The 17,907-nt window shown below is 67.7% G+C and carries 12 protein-coding genes and 1 pseudogene; 9 read left to right on the forward strand and 4 right to left on the reverse strand.

Going from position 1 to position 17,907, the window contains the following annotated elements:
• The first annotated feature begins 156 nt into the window (after positions 1-156).
• Positions 157-1,692, forward strand: coding sequence for a ribonuclease Y (rny, locus tag F8S13_09230; protein KAB8144058.1), 1,536 nt, complete (start codon positions 157-159; stop codon positions 1,690-1,692).
• Positions 1,693-1,883: 191 nt separating this feature from the next.
• Positions 1,884-2,225, forward strand: a complete 342-nt coding sequence (locus tag F8S13_09235; protein ID KAB8144059.1) for a stage V sporulation protein S — start codon at positions 1,884-1,886, stop codon at positions 2,223-2,225.
• A gap of 69 nt (positions 2,226-2,294) precedes the next feature.
• Here F8S13_09235 and F8S13_09240 read toward each other — a convergent pair whose 3' ends face one another.
• Positions 2,295-2,558, reverse strand: a complete 264-nt coding sequence (locus F8S13_09240) for a hypothetical protein (protein KAB8144060.1) — start codon at positions 2,556-2,558, stop codon at positions 2,295-2,297.
• A 238-nt stretch (positions 2,559-2,796) separates the two neighbouring features.
• On the opposite strand from F8S13_09240, the gene F8S13_09245 reads away from it, so the two are divergent.
• The 5 genes from F8S13_09245 (at position 2,797) to F8S13_09265 (ending at position 9,191) form a co-directional block, all read left to right on the forward strand.
• Complete coding sequence (locus F8S13_09245; GenBank protein ID KAB8144061.1) at positions 2,797-3,807, forward strand: hypothetical protein; 1,011 nt, start codon at positions 2,797-2,799, stop codon at positions 3,805-3,807.
• Between the two features lie 672 nt (positions 3,808-4,479).
• Positions 4,480-6,870: a valine--tRNA ligase gene (locus tag F8S13_09250; protein ID KAB8144062.1), complete on the forward strand. Its 2,391-nt coding sequence runs from the start codon at positions 4,480-4,482 to the stop codon at positions 6,868-6,870.
• Positions 6,871-7,240: 370 nt separating this feature from the next.
• Positions 7,241-8,068 (forward strand): methyltransferase domain-containing protein, encoded by an 828-nt coding sequence (locus F8S13_09255; protein KAB8144063.1) that lies wholly within the window; start codon positions 7,241-7,243, stop codon positions 8,066-8,068.
• Positions 8,065-8,391: a cupin domain-containing protein gene (locus tag F8S13_09260; protein KAB8144064.1), complete on the forward strand. Its 327-nt coding sequence runs from the start codon at positions 8,065-8,067 to the stop codon at positions 8,389-8,391. The genes F8S13_09255 and F8S13_09260 overlap by 4 nt, the downstream gene beginning before the upstream one ends.
• A complete protein-coding gene (locus F8S13_09265; protein ID KAB8144065.1) occupies positions 8,388-9,191 on the forward strand; it encodes a YwiC-like family protein in 804 nt (267 codons plus the stop codon). The genes F8S13_09260 and F8S13_09265 overlap by 4 nt, the downstream gene beginning before the upstream one ends.
• A gap of 94 nt (positions 9,192-9,285) precedes the next feature.
• Here F8S13_09265 and murJ read toward each other — a convergent pair whose 3' ends face one another.
• The 3 genes from murJ to F8S13_09280 form a co-directional block, all read right to left on the reverse strand.
• Positions 9,286-10,839, reverse strand: a complete 1,554-nt coding sequence (gene murJ / locus F8S13_09270; protein KAB8144066.1) for a murein biosynthesis integral membrane protein MurJ — start codon at positions 10,837-10,839, stop codon at positions 9,286-9,288.
• A gap of 29 nt (positions 10,840-10,868) precedes the next feature.
• Positions 10,869-12,344 (reverse strand): hypothetical protein, encoded by a 1,476-nt coding sequence (locus F8S13_09275; GenBank protein ID KAB8144067.1) that lies wholly within the window; start codon positions 12,342-12,344, stop codon positions 10,869-10,871.
• A 301-nt stretch (positions 12,345-12,645) separates the two neighbouring features.
• Complete coding sequence (locus F8S13_09280; protein KAB8144068.1) at positions 12,646-15,363, reverse strand: valine--tRNA ligase; 2,718 nt, start codon at positions 15,361-15,363, stop codon at positions 12,646-12,648.
• Positions 15,364-15,888: 525 nt separating this feature from the next.
• Here F8S13_09280 and F8S13_09285 point away from each other — a divergent pair.
• Together F8S13_09285 and F8S13_09290 are read left to right on the forward strand one after the other, a co-directional pair.
• Complete coding sequence (locus F8S13_09285) at positions 15,889-16,566, forward strand: MBL fold metallo-hydrolase (GenBank protein ID KAB8144069.1); 678 nt, start codon at positions 15,889-15,891, stop codon at positions 16,564-16,566.
• A gap of 525 nt (positions 16,567-17,091) precedes the next feature.
• Positions 17,092-17,565, forward strand: a pseudogene (locus tag F8S13_09290) (hypothetical protein).
• The last annotated feature ends 342 nt before the right edge of the window (positions 17,566-17,907 follow it).

The raw sequence follows: 17,907 nt of genomic DNA on the forward strand, positions 1-17,907 counted from the left end.
ATGCCAGTACCGATATCTTGACAGAAGATCCTCTTTACAGGTATGATACCAGCACTTACCTGATTCTCATCTCGTGCATTCCTACAAGCTCACCGTAAGGCGACACGCGGAATGCGTGCCGTTTGCGGCACCTTAACAAGTTCATAGGAGGCTAACGTGCCCACTGAGCTCATTACGTCTTTGATCGGGCTTATCGTCGGCCTGGCGATAGGCGTGGTCACTGGCATTTTCACTTTTCGCAACGCCGTAGCCACCCGCCAGCGCGAGGCCGAATCGCAGGCGAAGCTACAACTCGAAGCCGCCCGGGCCGAGCAGAAGGATATCATCCTTCAGGCCAAGGACGAGGCGCTGCGGATCCGCAACGAGGCCGAGGACCAGATCCGCGAGGCCCGCACCGCGCTCACCAAACAGGAGGAGCGGCTCCAGCGCAAAGAGGAGAACCTCGACCGCAAGCTGGAGGGCCTGGAGCGCCGCGAGCGCCAGCTCCAGAACCGCGAGCGGCAGATAGAACAGCTCCATCAGGAGGCCGAGCTGCTGCATGGGCAGCAGCGGGCCGAGCTTGAGCGCATCTCTGCGCTTAGTCAGGAGGATGCTCGCAACATCATTCTTCAGAAGGTGGAGGCAGAAACCCGCGACGAGTCAGCACGCCGGATCCGCGAGATCGAGCGTGCCGCCACCGAGGACGCTGACCGGCGCGCCCGCAAGATCATCGGGCTTGCCATCCAGCGCAGCGCCTCGGAGTATGTCGCCGAGGTGACGGTCTCGACCGTCGCCCTCCCAGGCGAGGAGCTCAAGGGCCGCATCATCGGACGCGAGGGCCGCAACATCCGCGCGTTCGAGCAGATCAGCGGTGTCGATATCATTGTCGATGACACCCCCGAGGCTGTGACCCTGTCATGTCACGACCCGGTTCGGCGCGAGGTCGCCCGGATCGCCCTGATAAAGCTGCTGAAGGATGGCCGCATCCACCCCGCTCGCATCGAGGAGGTAATCGCCAAGACCCAGCAGGAGATCGACCAGATCATGCGGGAGGAGGGCGAGCGCATTGCCCACGACGCCAATGTGATGGGCCTACACCCCGATCTGATCAAGCTGCTCGGGCGGCTGAAATACCGCACGAGCTATGGGCAGAATGTGCTCCAGCACTCGCTGGAGTGCTCCTTGCTGGCGGCGCATATGGCCGCCGAGCTTGGGGCCAACATCAACGTCGCCAAGACCGCGGCGTTACTGCATGATATCGGCAAGGCCGTGGACCACGAGGTCCAGGGGCCGCACGCGCTGATAGGTGCAGATATCGCTCGGCGTCTGGGGCGTTCCCCCGCGATCGTGCACGCGATCGCGGCGCACCACAACGATGAGGAACCGCAATCGGTTGAAGCGTTCCTGGTGCAGGCAGCCGACGCTATCTCAGGCGGTCGCCCTGGCGCACGCCGCGAGACCATCGACCTCTACATCAAGCGGCTGGAAGCGCTTGAGACCGTGGCCACCTCGTTCACAGGTGTCCAGCGCGCCTACGCCATCCAGGCGGGGCGCGAGGTCCGCATCCTCGTCCAGCCCGATTCGATCGACGATCTTGGCAGCATTCACCTCGCTCGTGATGTCGCGAAAAAGATCGAGGAGAGCCTTCAGTATCCCGGACAGATCAAAGTTACGGTTGTCCGCGAGACGAGGGCGGTCGATTACGCTCGCTAGGCGATTCGCAGGCGTGAGTCGGGGCACAGATCGTGCTCTTCATCCCTACTAGCGATGTAGGCGAACGCCGGGGCAATATCCGTTCATCCCATTGTGTCAATTGAGGAGTCTGAACTATGGGCCTGGACACCTATGACCCGGAGACTTTCGGCTCGGCAACACCCTTGTCAACGCCTTCACAGGAGGAACGCATGGCTACAAACACATCCCAAGCAACACCGCTGGCCCGTGCGGTCGGCGCGAGCGGCCAGCCGGCCGCCGAGCGCCACAGCGCCGAGGTTCTGAAGGTTTCGACCCGCTCACGCCCGAGCGCGGTGGCCGGCGCTATCGCTGGCGTCATCCGCGACAGCGGCATGGCCGAGGTTCAGTCGATCGGCGCAGGCGCGACCAACCAGGCCATCAAGGCCGTGGCGATCGCCCGCAGCTACCTCAACGAGGAGGGCATCGATATCGTCTGCGTGCCCTCATTTATCGACGTGGCCATTGATGAAGAGGAGCGCACCGCCATTCGCCTGCTGGTAGAGCGCCGCTAGCCTCCCCCCATACAAAAGAAGACGCCGGACAGCTATGCTGCCCGGCGTTTTTTGTGCCCGAAGCGGCGGCTAGCCGCGCTGGCGGCTGGCCACCACCACCGCCACCATCAGGCCGGCGGTCATGCCGCCGCCCATGTTGAGTACATCGGGCAGGGGGATGGCGCCCGCTAGCAGCGGAGCACCCAGCGCGAGCGCCATCCAGGGCACCCACGACGGGATGAGCAGCAGCCGCTTGGTGCGCTCGGAGAGCTTGGATGTGCTGATGGCACGGATCGTGGCGAGAAAACCGATCACGGCGACAACGATGGCAAAGACGATAGAGGGCGTAAACATAATCAAAGGCTCCTTTCACAGCTAGCCCTATTGTAGCAGGTCATGGCGGGCCTGCACGCTGCCCGATCTAGGCTTTCGGTCCTGTCATGGCATGCCCATGCGGCACCGCTGGCCCGGCGGCAAGCACCCGGGTGCTTGCCGCACCAGCCGAACGATGCTACTGTACCCCTTGCGAACTATCCGCCCCGGCGCTGCGCGTGTGCACTGTCGCCCATAGCCTCGCCACTACAACAAGCCTATGAGACGACAAACCATGCTCGCCCGCGCCCTCTCGGTGGGGGGCACGGCCTACTGCGCCGCGCTGGTGGCCGCCGAGGCGCTGAGCGCGCTGGGCGTGCGCCCCTGGTGGCTGGCGATCGCCCACGATGTGCTCGCGCCCATCCTGTTCGCGCCTGTGGCCGCGCTGGGCCTGCTGGCCCTAGCGCTGCGCATGCGCGCGCTGGGGGCGGCGGTGGCCGCCGCCGCGCTGGCCTTCGCGCTGGCCTTCCAGGCCGCGCTGGTACCTCCCAGCCCCACCGCGCCCACCGCACCCGCACGGCAGCTGCGCGTGGCCACCTACAACCAGCTGATCGCCAACACCCAGATCGACACGATGCTGGCAACCATACGCAGGCAGGACGCCGACCTAGTGGCCATCCAGGAGCTGTCGCACGACCTCGCCGCCGCCATCCAGCGCGACATGGCGGGAGAGTACCCCTACCAATGGCTCGTGCCATCGTACAACGCCGATGGGCTAGGCCTGATCAGCCGCTACCCGCTGGACCGGCAGGAGCAGGCCAGCGCCTACCGCGGGCTGCGCGCGGTCATCCACGTGGATGGCGCGCTAATCACGGTGGTGAACGTGCACCCGCACATCCCATTCGCGGCCAGCGGTATCCGCAGGCCCAGCGACGTGCTGCGTGCGCTGGCCAGCTACGGCACCAGCCCGCGCCAGGGCGAGATCGAGGCCCTGGTGGCTATGGCCAGCCAGGTGCCGGGGCCGATGATCGTGCTGGGCGACTTCAACACCAGCGACCGCGACCCGCTGTACGCGCAGCTTGCTGCTGTATTTCACGACTCGTACCGCCAATCTTCGTGGGGCTTCGGGGCGACCTTCCCCAGCCCGCAGTCGGACATGCTGCCCTTCCCGATCGTGCGCATCGACTATATCTGGCTGCGCGGGCCGCTGGCGGCTATCGCAAGCCAGGTCGACTGCGACAGCGGGGGGTCGGACCACTGCCTGTATGTGGCCGACGTAGCGCTGCCCTAGCTGTATGGGGCACGCCGGATGCCGATTGCGTCACATCGGAACCCACATGTAGACACGTCGGATGCCGATTGCAGCACATCGGAACCCACATGTAACACGTCGGATGCCGATTGCGTCTCGTCGGATGCCGATTGCGTCACATCGGAACCCACATGTAACACATCGGAAGCCGATTGCGTCACATCGGAAGCCGATTGCATCACATCGGAAGCCGATTGCGTCACATCGGAAGCCGATTGCGTCACATCGGAACCCACATGTAACACGTCGGATGCCGATTGCGTCTCGTCGGATGCCGATTGCGTCACATCGGAACCCACATGTAACACGTCGGAAGCTGATTGCATCACGTCGCAAGGGGCATATTTCTGCCCTTCGTGTCTTCGCGCCTTCGTGGTATTCGTTCACTTTAGCCCCTTGGAGCCTTGGTGTCTTGGTGGTAAAAAACTGTGCGAAAGAAGCCGGTTGACATGGCCACGCCCGGCGGCATACAATAGAGCCAGCTTTCTTTTTTGCCCGTTGTGAGGAGGTGATCCGCCATGGTAGGCGATGATGTAGGTGTAGTACGCCCCAACCGAATCTCGACCGTTTCTTACATCGCGCGCCGCGCCATCGGCTGATCGCACGCCTGCCCGTGCCCGGCCCGCTGCGGCGCGCCAGGAGCACAGGCATATGGACATCCCGCAGAGCTACCGCCCCGAGGAGGCCGAGCCGCGCATGCAGCGCCGCTGGGCCGAGCAGGGCACCTACCACTTCAACCCCACCGACCGCCGCCCGATCTTCGCCATCGACACGCCGCCGCCCACCGTCTCGGGCGCGCTGCACATCGGCCACGTGTACTCCTACATCCAGGCCGAGGCCATGGTGCGCTACCGCCGGATGCGCGGCTACGCCATCTACTACCCCTTCGGTTTCGACGACAACGGCCTGCCCACCGAGCGCTATGTGGAGAAGACCCACGGCATCGCCGCGCGCGACGTGGGCCGCGAGGCCTTCACCGAGGCCTGCCTGAGCACCACCCGCGAGGTGGAGGCGCGCTTCGAGGCGTTCTGGCAGCGCCTGGGCATCAGCGCCGACTGGCGGCTGCGCTACTCCACCATCGACGAGCGGGCCAGGCGCACCTCGCAGTGGTCATTCCTCGACCTCTACCGCCGGGGCCGGATCTACCGCGCCCAGGCCCCCGGGCCGTGGTGCTGCACCTGCGGCACCGCCATCGCCCAGGCCGAGATCGACGACATCGAGCGCGACACTGTGTTCTCCACCCTGTGCTTCGCGCTGGCCGAGGGCGATGGCACAGTGGAGATCGCCACCACGCGCCCCGAGCTGCTGCCCGCCTGCGTGGCGATCTTCGTGCACCCCGAGGACGCGCGCTTCCAGCACCTGGTGGGGAGAATGGCCACGGTGCCGCTGCTGGGCCACGCCGTGCCCATCCTGGCCGAGCCGACGGTGGAGCGCGAGAAGGGCAGCGGCGCGGTGATGTGCTGCACGTTTGGCGACACGGCGGATGTGGCCTGGTGGCAGGCCCACGGGCTACCGCTCATACCGCTGGTGGGGCGCGACGGGCGGCTGGGCGCGCACGGCGGGGCCTACGCGGGCCTGACCCTGGCCCAGGCGCGGCGGCAGATCCTGGCCGACCTGGGCGAGGCCGGGGCGCTGCTGGGCCAGCGGCCCGCCCGCCAGAGCATCCGCGTGCACGAGCGCTGCGGCACGCCGCTGGAGATCCTGGAGAGCAGCCAGTGGTTCATCCGCGTGCTCGACATGAAGGACGAGCTGCTGGCGGCGGGCCGCGCCATCGCATGGCACCCCGAGCACATGCGCGCGCGCTACGAGCACTGGGTGGAGAACCTGGGCTGGGACTGGTGCATCTCACGCCAGCGCTTCTTCGGCGTGCCCTTCCCGCTGTGGCGCTGCGCCAGCTGCGGCCAGGTGGTGCTGGCCGACGAGGCCCAGCTGCCGGTGGACCCGCTGCGCGCCGCGCCGCCGCGGCCCTGCCCGTGCGGCGGCCCGCTGGAGCCAGACCCGGATGTGATGGACACCTGGGCCACATCCTCGGTCAGCCCGCAGATCGCGGGGCAGCTGCTCGACCAGCCCGAGCTGTTCGGGCGGCTGTTCCCCATGGCGCTGCGCCCGCAGGCCCACGACATCATCCGCACCTGGGCCTTCGACACCATCGTGAAGAGCCTGTTGCACCACGGCCAGATCCCCTGGCGCACGCTGCTGGTCTCGGGCCACGTGCTCACCCCCCGGCACGAGAAGCTGAGCAAGTCGAAGGGCAACGCCAGCGCCGACCCCGACGCGCTGATCGCGCGCTATGGGGCCGACGCCATCCGCTACTGGGCCTGCAGCGGCGGCACCGGGGCCGATCAGCTGTTCGACGAGGATGTCATCCGGCGCGGCGCGAAGCTGGTGAACAAGCTGTGGAACGCCGCGCGGCTGATCGGCAGGGCCGAGCCGCGCGGCGTGGCGGCGGCCCCGCCCACCCCGCTGGATCGCGCCATGCTGTCGTGGCTCCAGCGCCTCATCCAGCAGGCCACGGCCAGCATGGAGGCCTACAGCTACACGGCGGCGCTGGATGCGACCGAGCGATTCTTCTGGTCGAGCCTGTGCGACAACTACCTAGAGCTAGCCAAGGGCAGGCTCTACGACGGCGACGAGGCCGAGCGCGAGCGCGTGGCGCTGACGCTGCGCGAGCTGCTGGGCACGCTGCTGCGGCTGCTGGCCCCGTTCCTGCCGCACATCACCGAGGAGATCTACGTCCAGCTCTACGCCGCCGAGGGCGAGTCCATCCACACCGGCGGCTGGCCCGAGGCCGACCCAGGGCAGATCGACGAGGAGTCCGAGCGGGCGGGCGAGGCCGTGATGGCCATCCTAGCGCAGGCGCGGCGCTGGAAGAGCGAGCGCAGGCTGGGCCTGGCCACGCCGCTGGCCAGCATCACCGCAGGCGCGCCAGCCGCGCTGCACCCCGCCCTGGCCGCCTGCGAGGCCGACATCCGCAGCGGCACCCGCGCCGCCCGCGTGGCCCTGGCCGTGGCCAGCTCGCCCCAGCTGCTCGCGGCTGATTAGCAAACCTGCGCGGGACGAGACAAAGAGGAGGCAACGTGCCTCCTCTTTGTGCATGTATGGCTCTGGAATAGGGTACGATGCCATGCGCTCAGCATTTTCAGGTTGTTCCACCTTCGACACTGGCCCCCCAAAAAAGAACATTTTCGCCCTTTTGGTTATGGTTTATTTATTCTATTTTAAAAGTATATACCTGAATAATAGAAAAGAGCTGCTATGCTGGCATGGAGGCACAGCATCGTACGAACCTGATTCTGCGAGCTATCGACACAGCACCACTATAAACGAGCGCCCGCGCACGATCTTTGCGCTAACGCAACGATTGCGGCGCGGGCAGCCCTATGATAGTGCTATCGCCATGAAAGGAACCGGCATGTCGCTTTCCCACAGCCCCGCCGATAGCCCGACCAGCGCGCCGCCCGATCTGGCCAGGATGCCCGGACACTGGCTGCTGGCCCAGCTCGGGCGGCGCGTGCTGCGCCCTGGCGGGCTGGCGCTCACCAAGCAGATGCTCGCGGCCCTGGCCATCACCCCTGCCGACCGCGTGGTCGAGTTCGCGCCGGGGCTGGGCGTGACCGCGCAGCTGACGCTCGGCCAGAGGCCCGCCGCCTACACCGCGATCGAGCGCGATAGCGCCGCCGCCGCGCAGGTGCGGAGCTTCCTCACCCGCCCCGGCGACCGCTGCCAGATCGGGACCGCGCAGGAGACCGGGCTGCCCGACGGCGAGGCCACGGTGGTCTACGGCGAGGCGATGCTGACCATGCACTCGCCCAGCCAGAAGGCTGAGATCATCCGCGAGGCGGCCCGCATCCTCCAGCCCGGCGGGCGCTACGGCATCCACGAGCTATGCCTCACGCCCGACAGCATCGATGAGAAGAGCAAGCAGGCGATCTCGCGCCAGATCTCCTCGGCCATCCAAGTGGGTGCGCGCCCGCTGACCAGCGCCGAGTGGCGCGAGCTGCTGGAGGCCGAGGGCTTCACGGTCGAGTTCAGCGCCCACGCGCCCATGCACCTGCTGCGCATCCGCCGCATGATCGCCGACGAGGGCCTGCGGCAGACCATCAAGATCATCGTTAATATGATCCGGCGTCCAGCCGCACGTCGGCGCATGCTGGCGATGCGGCGCGTCTTTGAGCAGTATTCCCCCAACCTCGCGGCCATCTCGCTGGTGGCGCGCAAAACCGAAGGAGCCAACCGATGAACCTGACCAGCTTTCTCGATCTGGCGGCCCAGATCACCATCTCGGAAAATAGCACCATCAGCCGCACCATCTACCAGGACCCCAGCGTGAAGGCGGTGCTGTTCGGCTTTGACGCCGGGCAGGAGCTTTCCGAGCACACCGCAGGCACCCCGGCGATCATCCACATCGTGCAGGGCAATGCCCACGTGACGCTGGGCGAGGAGTCGCTGAGCGCGCAGGCGAACACATGGATCCACATGCCCGCGCGCACACCCCACAGCATCCGCGCGGAGACGCCGGTGGTCATGCTGCTGCTGCTGCTGAAGGGCGGCCAGGCCGAATGAGCGCACGCCCTGCGGCCCAGGTGCGCCTGCGCCCGATCGCGCTGCCGACCGAGCACGGCGGCTGGGGGCTGGTGCTTATGCCGATCATCCTTGGGCTGGGGGTCGCCCCTTCGTGGGCGGGGCTGTGGATCGGCCTCGCCGCGCTAGCGGTGTTCCTGGTGCGCCAGCCGCTCAAGCTGGCGATAGGCGACTGGCGCGGCGGAAAGCGGTTTGCGCGCACACGCTGGGCTTTGCTCTTCGCCCTGGCCTATGGGGCGGCGGCGCTGGCCTGCGTGGCCGCCGCGTGGGCGGCGGGCGCGCGGCCCTGCTGGGAGCCGCTGCTGCTGGCCGCGCCGCTGGCGCTTGTCCAGTTCTGGCACGACACATTAAAGCAGAGCCGCGCGCTGCTAGCCGAGCTGTGCGGGGCCGCCGCGATCAGCGCCGTAGCCGCCATCATCGCGCGGGCGCAGGGCTGGGCGCTCGCGCCCGCATGCGCCCTGTGGCTCCTGCAGGCGCTCCAGGCCTGCGCGGCGATCGTCTACGTGCGCACGCGCATCCGCCTGGCCCGTGGCGTGGTGGTGCCGCGCGCCCCCGCCATCTGGCTGCACGTGGCCGCGCTGGGCGCGGTGCTGGCCCTGGCCTGGTGGCGGCTGGTGCCAGCCCTCAGCGGCGTCGCCTTCGCGATCCTGGCCGCGCGGGCGTGGGCAGGCCTGCGGCCACAGGCGCTCGCGCTGCCCATCCCGCGCGTGGGCATGCAGGAGGTAGGGTACAGCCTCGTGGTGGTCGTTATGAGCATCCTTGGCGTGCACATGGCCTTCTAGAAAAGCCTAGCGCCAGCATTATGCATAGCAAAAGAGGAGGCGAGCTGCCTCCTCTTTTCGTTCCTTGGAGCCTTGGAGTCTTGGTGGTAAAGCGCTATCTGCGGCGCAGCTTGCGCATCAGCGCGCCCAAGAAGAAGTCGAGCGCCTCGACCCGCAGCGCCGCGCAGAGCGCCAGGTAGACCGCCGCGCCCGCCGCGCCGCCCAGCGCCAGCTGGGCCAGCGGCGCGGACACCAGGCTGGATGCGCCCCAGGCCGCCAGACCCAGCGCCACGCTGGCCGCACCGCACTTCACAAACGCCTCGCCCAGCCGCAGCCCGCGCAGCACGATCAGCTCGCGCGAGCAGTAAAGCAGGATCAGCAGATGGCCGACCCACTGCGCCGAGTTGCCCAGCACCAGCGCGCCGAAGCCCAGCTGGGTGGTCGCCAGCAGCCCCAGCGCCGTGGCAAGGTAGATCAGCACCGCACCGCCCTGCACCAGGTTGGGCATCAGCGTGCGCTTGTGGGCGTAGACCGCGAACAGCAGCACCTGATCAAGCGCGGCGGCGGGCAGGCCGGGCAGGTACAGCAGCAGCGCCTGGGCAGTCATGGCCGCATCCTGGCTGCCGAACTGGTGGCGCTGGAAGATCGCCGCCACGATCGGGCCGCGCAGCGCCGCCAGCGCGAAGGTGGCGGGCAGCACCAGCAGCAGCACCACCTTCAGCCCCATGCCCAGCGTCGCGCCGAAGGCCTGCTTGTCGCCCGCGCTGGCCTGCCGCGAGAGGATGGGCAGCACCGCAAACGAGATCGCGGCGGCTACCAGCCCCAGCGGGAACTGGATGAGCGTGGTGGCGTAGCGCATGGCCGAGATCGCGCCGCCGAACTGCGAGGCCAGATTGCGGTCGATCGTCACACCGATGGTCGAGAAGGTGATACCCAGCGCGACCGGCGCGTAGAGCTTGAGGATGCGGCGCACGCCGGGGTGGCGCAGGTCGATGGTGGGGCGGTAGGCCATGCCGCGCAGCCCCGGCAGCTGCAGCAGCACCTGCAGCCCCGCGCCCAGCAGCACGCCGAACACCAGCGCGAACGGGCCGAAGCGCGTAGCCAGCAGCGCGGCGGCGGCGATGATGCCCAAGTTGTAGGCGCTGGTGGTAAACGCGGGTAGCAGAAACTTCTGCCGCGCGTAGAGCAGCGCGGTGATCAGGCCCGAGAGGCCCATCAGCACCACGGCGGGCATCAGCCAGCGCACCATGGCCATGGCCTCGGCCCGCGCAGGGCCAGCGAAGCCGCCGCCCACCACTGTGACCACCGGCCCGGCCAGCAGCGCCAGCACGGCGGCCAGCGCGGCCAGCACCAGCAGTGCCAGGTTGATCACCGTCGAGGCGACGTGCCAGAACTCGCGCTCGTCGCCCTCGGCGTACTCGCTGAGCACCGGCACCAGGGCCGCGCTGATCGCGCCGTTGATCAGCAGGTCGTAGAGCTGGGTCGGCACGATCGAGGCGGCGGTGAAGGTGTCCACCCCCAGCCCAAAGTGCGCGCCGATCACCGACTCGCGCACAAGCCCGAGCACGCGGCTGGCGATATTTCCCGCCGCGATCAGCATGGCGGCCAGGGCGATCCGGCGCACGGTGGTGCTGGCCGTCTGCGCTGGGACGGGTTCTGTCTGTGACATAGGTTATGTAATGTTCTCTAGCAGCATGTCTACTGCTGCGGCGCGGGCTGCTCGGGGGCGGGCGTTGGTGCGGCCTGCTCCGGCGCGACGGTGGGCGCGGCCTGCTCGGGGGCGGGCGTGGGCGAGGCCTGCTCCGGCGTGGGCGCTGGCTCGCTGTTCGTCTCTTGCGGCGCGACAGTGGGCGCGGCCTGCTCCGGCGTGGCGGTCGGCGCTAGCTCGCTGTTCGTGCCCTCGGCGGCCACCGTGGGCGTGGGCTGCTCGCCGCCCACCTGCTCGGGCGCGGTGGTGGCCGCTGGCTCGCTCTCGGGGGGGAGGGGGGTGGCACCCTCGGCGGTCGGCGTGGCGCTCTCCTCGGCGGCCACCGCTGTGGCGCTGGCCTCGGGGTCGGCCAGCAGCGTGGGCACCACGGTGGCGCGCGCTGGGCCGCTGGCGTTGCGCACTGGCACCACCGTGGGCGTCGGCCCGCCGCTCACGAAGGCGGATACCAGCGACTTAAAGGCCGTCTTATTACCGATAAACAGGTAGTACGGGCTGGGCTGCTCGACCAGCATCGCGGGGCTGACCGAGTAGTGGCCGACATCGGCCATATTCACCGACGGGGCCAGCGAGGCCAGGCTCATGATCTCATCCTGCGAGAGGTCGAAGCGCACCGAGTCGCGCAGCGCGGCGGTGTACGAATCCAGGCTGGTAAGACTGGAGTAGAGGTTCTGATCGCGGATCTGCTTGAACATGGCCATCAGCACCTGCTGCTGGCGCTGCTGCCGCCCGAAGTCGCTATCGGCGTGGCGGGTGCGCGAGTAGATCAGCGCGGTCTCGCCATCCATCTTCTGCACGCCCGCATCGAAGTGGATCTTCATAATGCGCACGTCGCCCGCGTACTCATCCATCGGGTACTTATCGTCGTCGATCACCTTTGGCACATCGATGGTGATACCGCCCAGCTTATCGATCAGTGTCTTGAAGCCCTCAAAGTTAATCAGCACATAGCGATCGATCGGGATGCCCAGCAGCTTGCTGAGCGACTCTTTCGCCAGCGCAGGGCCGTAGCCAGCGCCCAGCTGCTTCTCACCCAGATAGTAGGCGGTGTTGATGCGGCGCGTATCGTTCACGCGCGGGATGGTCATCGCCAGGTCGCGGGGGAGCGAGAGCGTGGTGAAGAGCTGCTGCTGGGGATCGATATGCACCACGATCATCGAGTCGGTGCGGGCGATCTCCTCGCCGATGCGGGCGTCGGTGCCCATCAGCAGGATGTTGATCGGCGCATCGGGGCCAGGGACAAGCGTGGGGGTGGGCGACGCGGTCGGCGCGGGGCTGCCCTGGGCCACGACGGTGGGGGCGGCGGTCGGCGGCAGCTCGGTGGGCAGCACCACCGTGGGCTGGCTCATCGTCTTAAAATCACTATAGGCGCCCATCATGGCCCGCACCACAGGGACAAGGATGGCGACAATGAGGATGAAGCCTACGGCCACAATCCCCACCACAAGTCGTCGGCTTGGACGGAACATATGTCTCTCCAGTGCATATCGGCAGTGCGTCGGCGGCGATCCAGCGGCGGCGCGCTCCCCGTTCGTATGCGCTATTCCTCAGGTTGTCGGGCGATGCGCGCTCACTATACCATAGGGGTTTGCGTTCCACTCTCATAGGAAACTAATGATTGAGTGAGATACGATCTTGCTCGCGCCAGCTCACCCCCAGATCGTGTTAGGAATAGCGGCGGATAAAGCCCTTCAGGGCGGCGCAAAAAACACCAAGCGCTGTGAAGTCTCCTCCACAGCGCTTGTGGTATTGTGGATTGCCGCGTAGGCGCTAGGCCAGCTGCTCCAGCCGCGTGCGCAGCTTGGCCACCGCTGCGCGGGCCTGCTCCAGGCCGTCGCGCTCGCGCTGCACCACGGCGGGCGGGGCCTTGTCCACAAAGCTGCCGTTGGACAGCCGGCCCTCGCGCCGCGCCACATCGGCCTCGGCGGCCTCTAGCTCCTTGCCCAGGCGGGCGCGCTCGGCCCCTAGGTCGATCATGCCGGCCAGCGGGATAAACACCTCGATCTCGCCCACCACCAGGGCGGCGGCGGCCTCGGGGCGGTGGTCCACATGCTCGGCGATCACCAGCTCGGCCTCGCTCACCCTGGCCAGCCGCACGATCAGGGCGCGCTGGGCCGCGATGGTCGCGAGGCGCGGGCCAGCCACCACGGTGGCGGCGATCACCTTGGCAGGCTCGACCTTGTACTCGCTGCGCACATTGCGGATACCCACGATCAGATCCTGCACCTGCGTCCAGTCGCGCTCGGCGGCCTCGCTCACCAGCACGGCGTTGGCCTGCGGGTAGTCGGCCACCATGATCGAGTCGGGCGCGCCCGCGCCGCGCTTGTCGCGGGTCAGGTACTGCCAGGCCTCCTCGGTCACAAACGGCATGAAGGGGTGCAGCAGCCGCAGCGAGCCTTCCAGCACCTCGTAGAGCACGGCCTGAGTGCTGCGCTGCTGGGCAGCGTCGCCCTCCATCTGCACCTTGGCCAGCTCCACATACCAGTCAGCGAACTCGCTCCACAGGAAATCTTGGATCTGCCGCCCGGCCTCGCCCAGGTTGGATGCGCGCATCAGCCGGTCGACCTCGGCCAGCAGGCGGTGGTAGCGCGAGAGGATCCAGGCGTCGGCCAGCGTGCTGGGCGTGGCGGGCGCGCCCGGCTGGAAGCCGCCCAGCTTGGTGAGCACGAAGCGGGTGATATTCCAGATCTTGTTGGCGAAGTTGCGGGCCGACTCGATGCGCTGCGGGTTCAGGTTCAGATCCTGGCCCGGCGTGCCGCTGGTGGCCAGCGTGAAGCGCAGCGCGTCGGTGCCCTGCTGCTCCATCACCACCAGCGGGTTCACCACATTGCCGTACGACTTCGACATCTTGCGCCCGTGCTCATCGCGCACCAGGCCGTGCAGGTAGATGGTGTGGAAGGGGGCCTGGCCGGTCAGGTAGCAGCCCAGCATCATCATGCGGGCCACCCAGAAGAACAGGATGTCGTAGCCCGTCTCCATCATCGCCGTCGGGTAGTAGTAGGCCAGATCCTCGGTCTGCTCGGGCCAGCCCAGCGTGGAGAAGGGCCACAGGCCCGACGAGAACCATGTGTCCAGCACGTCGGCATCCTGGGTGATGCCCTCGCCCTGCGGCTCGGGGTCATCCGGCCCGGGCACGATGATCTGGCCGTCGGCGGTGTACCACACTGGGATGCGGTGGCCCCACCACAGCTGGCGGCTGATGCACCAGTCCTGGATATTCTCCAGCCAGTGGTAGTAGACCTTCTCGAAGCGCTCGGGGATGATGCGGGTGGTGCCCTCGCGCACGGCGGCCAGCGCCATGTCGGCCAGCGGCTGCATGCGCACAAACCACTGCTCGGAGAGCAGCGGCTCGATCACCTCGCCGCCGCGCTGGCTGATGCCCACCGACATGGTGTGGGGCTTGACCTCGACCAGCAGGCCCTCTTTCTCAAGGTCGGCCAGCACCTGCTTGCGCGCGTCGTAGCGGTCCATGCCCGCGTAGGGGCCGGCCTCGCTGTTCAGCGTCGCATCCTTATTCATGATGTTGATCAGCGGCAGGCTGTGGCGCTGGCCCACCTGGTAGTCGTTGGGGTCGTGCGCCGGGGTGATCTTCACCACGCCAGTGCCGAAGGCCGGGTCGGCGTGCTGGTCGGCGATCACCGGGATGGCCCGCCCGATCACCGGCAGCAGCACGCTGCGCCCGATCAGGTGCTGGTAGCGCTCGTCCTCGGGGTTCACCGCCACCGCCACGTCGCCCATCAGCGTCTCGGGGCGCGTGGTGGCCACCGTCAGGTACTCGCTGGCGAACGAGGCCCACGCGCCCTCGCCCCACGCGCCGCCCGCCGCGGCAGCCTGCCCTGCGGGCAGCACCGGGTAGCGGATGTGGTACATCGAGACGTTGCGCTCCTCGTAGTCCACCTCCAGGTCCGACACGGCGGTCTGGAGCCGGGGCGACCAGTTCACCAGGCGGGTGCCGCGGTAGATCAGGCCGTCGTCGTAGAGCTTCTTGAAGGCGGCGCGCACCGCCCGCGAGAGGCCTGGGTCGAGCGTGAAGTGCTCGCGGCTCCAGTCGCAGGATGCGCCCAGCCGCCGCAGCTGGCGGGTGATCTCGCCTCCGTACTTGGCCTTCCACTCCCAGGTGCGGCGCAGGAACTCCTCGCGGCCCACCGCGCGGCGGCTGGTGCCCTCGCGCTCCAGCATCTTCTCCACCTGCATCTGGGTGGCGATACCCGCGTGGTCGGTGCCAGGCAGCCACAGCGTCGGCTCGCCCAGCATGCGGTGCCAGCGCGTCATCACATCCTCGATGGTGACGAACATGGCGTGGCCCATGTGCAGCTCGCCGGTGACGTTGGGCGGCGGCATGGACATGACAAACGGCTTGCGGTCGGGGTTTATCTTCGGTGAGAACAGGCCGCGTGACTCCCACCACTCGTAGATGCGCTGCTCGACCTGCTGGGCCTCGTAGGCTTTGGCCATCTCGGCAGGGCGCTCGATCTCAGGGCTAGACATGGCTCAGGCTTTCTTACGCAGAATTTGACAATAAGCACTGCTGTGGATTATACCCATTTTTGCCCGAGGCGCAAAACACCACACCACCAAGGATCCGAATACCACGAAGACGCGAGGGCGCGAAGAGGAGAGAGAACCGATTCACCACCAAGACTCCAAGGGAAGAAAAGGCAGAAAAGAGCGCGGGGCCAGCCCTACCCACCTGGCCCATACGGCGAAGATGCTGCTATGGTTTTGATGGCCATATGCACGAAAGTGAGCTACCAGGCGAGAGCATCGGAACACCCAACATTGGGGGTTCCAAGGGGGCAACGCCCCATGGCGGGGTTGCTCGGGGCTGGCCCCTAGCCGCCGCCCGCGCAGGGCATCCACCACCAACCGCCTACCACCGCCATCACTGCTGGGAAACGCGTCAAAAAAGTGACACCATGTATGTGTGGGATGCCCTCTGTATGCCGCCCAGGCAACACGGCAAGATAACGCAGCCCACCAGCCTTCAATGAAACGAGAAGAAGAGAGAGAACCATGCGAGAGATAGCCGAGAACGTGTTTCAGATCCCGCTATTCCCGCGCAGCGCGGTGAACGCCTACCTGATCGGGTCGGTGCTGGTGGATGCCGGCGTGCGCTCCTCCGGCGCGGCCATCCTGCGCGCCATCGCGGGCAGGCCGCTCACCGCCCACGTGCTCACCCACGCCCACGCCGACCACCAGGGGGCCAGCGCGCAGATCTGCGCGGCGCGCGGCGTGCCGCTGTGGTGCGGCGCAGCCGACAGCGGGCGCGCGCAGTCGGGCCACGTGATCGAGGAGTACCCCAACCCAGCGGGGGCGATCGCGCGCTTTCAGCAGCGCTTCTGGGCTGGCCCGGGCCACCCCGTGGCGTGCACCCTGCGCGACGGCGACATGGTAGAGGACTTCCGCGTGATCGAGACGCCAGGCCACGCCAGCGGCCACATCGCGCTGTGGCGCGAGCGCGACGGCGTGCTGATCGCCGGGGATGTGCTGGTGAATATGGACATGCTCACCACCGCGCCCGGCCTGCACGAGCCGCCCGCCGTCTTCACCCACAACATCGCCCAGAACCGCGGCTCCATCCGCGCCGTCGCGGCGCTGCGCCCGCGTGTGGTGGGCTTCGGCCACGGCCCGGCCCTGCACGACGCCGCCCAGCTGCACGAGCTGGCCGCGCGGCTGCCGGGCGAGGCTTGATCCTTTCCACGAAGACTCCAAGGCTCGAAGGGGCGCAGCCTTCCTTCGCGGTATTCGTTCCTACTGTTCCTTGGTGTCTTGGAGGCTTGGTGGTAAACATGCCTGCCGGAAAGCGCGGCCTCATTGCGGGGGCGGCGCGGCTTCGCTATAATCAGCCCTGCTGCATCCGCCCGCCCGCACACCAGGTCCGCCTGTGGCCCTGGCGCACACGCAATGAACGAATCTGCCAACACCACCGATGTCGCATTCGAGCAGGCCGACCAGGCGCTAGGCGCGCTGGAGCAGCGCCTGCGCACCGAGGCCGCCGCCCACCCCGCCCGCCAGGCCGCGCTGGCCGCCGCCCAGGGCGAGGCCGCCGCCGTGCGCGCGCGGCTCCAGCGCGCCGCGCGTGCGCTGGCCTCCGGCCAGGCCGCGCCGCAAGGCCTGTGGTGGCGCATGCCGCCGCTGGCTGGCGCGTCGCTGCCGCCCGCCTTCACCACCCCGCTGCTCACGCTGCTGCTGGTGGTGCTGCTCATCCTCGGCCAGATGGCCGTGGCCCAGATCACCCCGCAGGATGCGGGCATCTACCTGCCGATATTTGCCATCCTCACGCTGGCCGCGCTGGCCCTAGCGCTCTACGCCGGGCTGCGCCGCCCCAGCGCCGGGGGCCAGATCGCCGCCGAGCCTGGCCAGCGCTTCCCGCTGCTGATCTTTGTGGGTGTGCTAGCGCTGGCCGCCGTGCTGCGCGGGCTGGGACTCGGCCAGTTCCCCTACCGCGTGGATGGCGACGCCGCCGCCTTCGCCAAGTACGCCTACGAGTTTCTGCAGCCCAACGAGCACCAGCTGTTCGAGACAGGCTGGATGGGCCACACCCATCTCTATTTCACGCTGGAGTCGCTTATCCTGCGCGTGTTTGGGCCGACGATCCTGGGCATGCGGGTGTTTAGCGCCATCGGGGGCACCCTGGGTGTGGGCGCGATCTTCCTGCTGGGGCGCTCGCTGTTCGGCAACCGCGTGGCCTGCTTCGCCGCACTGTGCGCGGCCTGCCTGCCCTTCGACCTGGTGTTCTCGCGCATCGGCACCGAGGTCATCCACCTTAGCTGGCTGGCCCCGCTGGTCATCTGGGGCATCTGGGAGGGCTGGAAGAGGCGCTCGTGGCCGCTGTTTCTCGCCGCCGGTCTGGTGCTTGGCCTCAGCCAGTACTTTTACCCCGGCGCGCGCCTGCTACCCCTTCTGGCCGTGGCCCAGGTGGGCGTGCTGGCAATCACCCAGGGGCCGCTGCGCCAGCTGCCGTGGCGGCGCGGGCTGGCCGCCGCAGGCATCATTCTGCTCGGCTTCGTGCTGATCTACGCGCCGATGATC

This window comes from Chloroflexia bacterium SDU3-3, assembly GCA_009268125.1.
GTDB lineage: Bacteria > Chloroflexota > Chloroflexia > Chloroflexales > Roseiflexaceae > SDU3-3.

Bases quoted from the DNA above. Each gene is read 5' to 3' on its own strand.
- F8S13_09235 (KAB8144059.1), top strand. From the start codon at position 1,884: ATGGCTACAAACACATCCCAAGCAACACCGCTGGCCCGTGCGGTCGGC.
- F8S13_09240 (KAB8144060.1), bottom strand. From the start codon at position 2,558: ATGTTTACGCCCTCTATCGTCTTTGCCATCGTTGTCGCCGTGATCGGT.
- F8S13_09245 (KAB8144061.1), top strand. From the start codon at position 2,797: ATGAGACGACAAACCATGCTCGCCCGCGCCCTCTCGGTGGGGGGCACG.
- F8S13_09250 (KAB8144062.1), top strand. From the start codon at position 4,480: ATGGACATCCCGCAGAGCTACCGCCCCGAGGAGGCCGAGCCGCGCATG.
- F8S13_09255 (KAB8144063.1), top strand. From the start codon at position 7,241: ATGTCGCTTTCCCACAGCCCCGCCGATAGCCCGACCAGCGCGCCGCCC.
- F8S13_09260 (KAB8144064.1), top strand. From the start codon at position 8,065: ATGAACCTGACCAGCTTTCTCGATCTGGCGGCCCAGATCACCATCTCG.
- F8S13_09265 (KAB8144065.1), top strand. From the start codon at position 8,388: ATGAGCGCACGCCCTGCGGCCCAGGTGCGCCTGCGCCCGATCGCGCTG.
- murJ (KAB8144066.1), bottom strand. From the start codon at position 10,839: ATGTCACAGACAGAACCCGTCCCAGCGCAGACGGCCAGCACCACCGTG.
- F8S13_09275 (KAB8144067.1), bottom strand. From the start codon at position 12,344: ATGTTCCGTCCAAGCCGACGACTTGTGGTGGGGATTGTGGCCGTAGGC.
- F8S13_09280 (KAB8144068.1), bottom strand. From the start codon at position 15,363: ATGTCTAGCCCTGAGATCGAGCGCCCTGCCGAGATGGCCAAAGCCTAC.
- F8S13_09285 (KAB8144069.1), top strand. From the start codon at position 15,889: ATGCGAGAGATAGCCGAGAACGTGTTTCAGATCCCGCTATTCCCGCGC.